Consider the following 1491-nt stretch of genomic DNA (forward strand, 5'->3'; position numbering starts at 1 on the left):
GGCCACCGGGTTGGGAAGTCTGTGTGGTCATGAAATCAGCTCGCCTGGCATCAGGTCAGTCAGGGTGTTGAGGTTCGGTGCCTTGAAGGCAGGGCGTTCGGGTAGCGCCGGCAGTTTTGCCAGGCTGGCCATGGCCCCCTGCACGGCGGCACCGGCCCTGCTCGCAGCGCCCAGGGTGCTGGAGGCGGCGGGCAGTGCCGAATTGGCGACGCTGGCCAGCTGCGGCAGGCCGGCGACGCCGCCTTGGAGCGCACCTTGCACCTGCTGCACGGTCTGCATTGCAGCCTGCCCGGTCTTGAGCAGGCTGAGGCCGGTCTTGGCCGCGGCCATGCCGCTGCTGGCCAGTTGCTTGACCTTGGCCATCGCCGCGCCGCTGCCATCAGGCGTGAGCGTGTCGATCATCGAATCGAGCATGGATGGCGTGCCCGCTTCGGTCGCCACCAGCTTCGGCCAAGGCAGGCCCTTGACGAAGCTGCCGAGGCTCCAGGTGTCCACGGTGTCGAGGCCGAATTTCGCCGTGGCCGGCCCCGGCGCCGCGCCGGACACGGCATTGAAGCCCTGCCCGTCCAGCGTGCCCTTGAGCAGCGTGCCCAGGGCATCGGTGACTTCGTAGTCGCCGGCCTGGATGCCCTTGCTGTTGGCGTACAGGTTGAACAGTTCCAGCGCGCCCTTGCCGGGCTTGGGCGGTTCGGGGAAGGCGCCGGCCTTGCTCGCCGCACCGATATGGGCGAACTGCGCGGCGTGGGCGGTGTAGTTGGCGCTGGTGACGTGGGTGATGCCGCTGGCGTTGTAGGTGGTGGCACTGCCGCCGCCCTGCACCACCAGTTCGGTCTTGGCCTTGAGGATGATGCGCTCGGCGTTGGCGGTGATGTCCAGCTTGGCCAGCAAGTTGATGCTGTCCTTCAGGGCGCGGATGTCGATGTCGCCGGAGGCCGACACCAGCTTCCAGCCCAGGCTCTGCACGAAGAAGCGCATGCCCTGGCTGGCACTGGCCAGCAGGCGTTTGCCGATCGACAGGCTGGTGTGCCCGGTGCTGCTCAGTGCCAGGTGGCTGCCGCTGGTGAGGTGGTTCGGGCCGGGGGTGGTCAGGGCGATGCCGGCCGGGCTGGACACCACAAGGTGCGGCTGGGTGAATTCGGCGAACTCGTTTTTCGTGAGGTCGCCTGGGCCGCTGCCGAGGATGCCCATGTGCTGCTTGTGCAGGTCCTTGGCCACGGCGTCCTGGTCGCCCGGTTCCTGGGCCTGCATCTGCTTGGCAAGTTCCGCCAGGCTGTCCTGCTGCTCGCTGGCGGTGGCCAGGCGTTCGGCGGTTTCGGGCAAGTCCTTGTGGTGCTTGGATTCGTTCGGGCGCGGTTCGGTGGTGAGCAGCAGGCCGCCGGCGGCGCGCACGGCGCCGTGGCGATCGGTGCGCAGCTCGAAGCCTTCACCCCGTGGCGCACCGCCGCTCGGCCGTGGGTGGGTCAGGTAGCCGAGGTTCAGGGCACTGGCGCC

Annotated in this window: 1 protein-coding gene; it reads right to left on the reverse strand. The window is 68.7% G+C overall.

The genetic code is table 11. The features are described from left to right. Positions 1-27: 27 nt before the first annotated feature. Positions 28-1491 (reverse strand): type VI secretion system Vgr family protein (locus JKP78_RS00025; RefSeq protein ID WP_200625800.1); only part of this gene is annotated, 1464 nt, incomplete at its 5' end.

Origin of the sequence: Pseudomonas sp. LAM2023, assembly GCF_016620375.1 — a bacterium.
GTDB classification, from domain to species: Bacteria; Pseudomonadota; Gammaproteobacteria; order Pseudomonadales; family Pseudomonadaceae; genus Aquipseudomonas; species Aquipseudomonas anuradhapurensis.